This window comes from Rhizobacter sp. P3_B12 (assembly GCF_056402895.1).
In genome coordinates this window covers 1-1,971 of sequence record NZ_JBFUGN010001080.1, presented here as the reverse complement: position 1 = coordinate 1,971, position 1,971 = coordinate 1, and the positions used below count along the sequence as shown (strand labels likewise).

Annotated in this window: 3 protein-coding genes; 1 reads left to right on the top strand and 2 read right to left on the bottom strand. The window is 70.8% G+C overall.

Features of this window, described 5'->3' with window-relative positions:
• On the bottom strand, positions 1-282 hold a 282-nt coding region (locus AC1D01_RS32325), incomplete at its 3' end, for an AraC family ligand binding domain-containing protein (RefSeq protein ID WP_477873593.1).
• A 98-nt stretch (positions 283-380) separates the two neighbouring features.
• Between AC1D01_RS32325 and AC1D01_RS32320 the strand changes: the two genes are divergently transcribed.
• Positions 381-1,610, top strand: a complete 1,230-nt coding sequence (locus AC1D01_RS32320) for an MFS transporter (protein WP_477873592.1) — start codon at positions 381-383, stop codon at positions 1,608-1,610.
• 3 nt (positions 1,611-1,613) lie between these two features.
• Here the strand turns inward: AC1D01_RS32320 and AC1D01_RS32315 are convergent.
• The coding region (locus AC1D01_RS32315) for a sugar phosphate isomerase/epimerase family protein (RefSeq protein WP_477873591.1) at positions 1,614-1,971 on the bottom strand (358 nt) is incomplete at its 5' end.

Here is a 1,971-nt window from a genome sequence, read left to right as displayed (position 1 = left end):
CAGCAGGTACAGCGTGCGCAGGTCGGCATCCTCGACGACGCTGACGGCGTGCTCCATGCCGGCCGGGATCCACAGCGCGCGCGACGGCGGCACGAGGTAGGTGCCGTGCTCCATCGTCAGCCGCACGACGCCGGTGGACGACAGCGCGACCTGCGCCCACGGGTGGTCGTGCGGCACGACGCGGGTGTCGGTGCCCAGGTGGTGCTGCTTCGCGCGCAGCGGCCGCTGCGGCGTCGGCATGTACAGGTGGGGCGTGAGCGGGCCGATCGGTGGGGTGATCATGATTGGCAGGATCTCGACAAGGATTGACAGGCTATCGCAATCCGGCCGCTTCGTCACTGCCTACCATCGGTGCTCGATTCCACCTGCCGAACCCCTGCATGAACACCCTGGCCGCCCCGGCACCCGCATTGCGCAAGGACGCCACCGTCATCGGCCTGGTCGGCCTGGCGCACAGCATCAGTCACTTCAGCCAGCTGCTGCTGGCGCCGCTGTTCCCGTGGCTGAAGGAGGCGTTCAACGTCGGCTACGCCGAGCTCGGCCTGCTGATGTCGATCTTCTTCGTCGTTTCGTGCATCACGCAGGCGCTGTCGGGCTTCATCGTCGACCGCTTCGGGCCGCGGCCGATCCTGTTCGCGGGGCTGGCGCTGCTGGGGCTGGCGGCCTTCGGCTTCTCGATCAGCACCGGCTGGTGGATGCTGGCGGCGTTCTCGGTGCTGGCCGGTATCGGCAACGGCGTGTTCCACCCGGTCGATTTCACGCTGCTGAACCGCAAGGTGCACCCGTCGCGCCTCGGCCATGCGTTCAGCGTGCACGGCATCACCGGCAGCCTGGGTTGGGCGCTGGCGCCGGCGATGCTGGTGCCGCTGACGCTCGCGTACTCGTGGCGCGTCGCGCTGGCCTGCGCCGGCGTGCTGGCCTTCGCGGTGCTGATCGTGCTGTGGTTCAACCGCGAGAAGCTGGCGCTCGACGACATCGCGGCAGCGCCCAAGGCCAGCGCGGCGAAGGCGGCCGGCGGCAGCCTCGATTTCCTGTCGATCCCGGCGGTCTGGATGTGCTTCGCGTTCTTCTTCTTCTACGCGATGGCGCTGAGCGGCGTGCAGGCCTTCGCGCCCGAGGCGGCGCGCCTGCTGCACGACGTGCCGACGCAGCTGGCGGCCGTGTGCCTGACGGTCTACATGGTGTGCAGCGCCGGCGGCATGGTGGTCGGCGGCTTTCTCGTGACCGACCCGGCGCGCTGCGAGCGCATCGTCGGTGCCGGCTTCGGCGTGGCCGCGGCGATCGCGCTGGTGGTGGGCTTCGCCGAGATCCCGGCGCTGGCGGTGCCGGTGCTGTTCGGCGCGATGGGCTTCGCGGCCGGCATCGCCGGGCCGTCGCGCGACCTGATCGTCAAGCGCTCGGCGCCCGACAACGCGACCGGCCGCGTCTACGGCGTCGTCTACTCGGGCCTGGACATCGGCCAGGCGATCGCTCCGCTGCTGTTCGGCACGCTGATGGACTGGCACCGCCCGGCGCAGGTCTGGCTGGGCATCGCGGTGGTGCAGGGCGTGCTGATCGCCAGCGCCTTCAATGTGCGGCGGGTTCGCCGGACGGTGCTGGTGGCGGCCTGAGCGTCACACGGCGCTGCGGTGCCGCGCGATGCAGGTGTCCAGCACCTCGCCGCCCGGCCGCTTCCACCAGTCCTCGCTGGAGAAGATCTCCACCTCGCTGTAGCCCGCGTAGCCGGCTTCTTCGACCCAGCCGCGGATGCGCGGGATGTCGATCACGCCGTCGCCCATCATCGCGCGGTCGTTCAGCAGGTCGCGCGTGGGCACGCGCCAGTCGCAGACGTGGAAGGCCAGCAGCCGCTCGCGGCCGGCGCGTTCGATCTGAGCGCGCAGCTTCGGATCCCACCACACGTGGTACACGTCCAGCGCCACGCCCAGCGCGCCGCTGCGGCCGGGGTCCAGCGCGTCGCACAGGTCCAGCGCC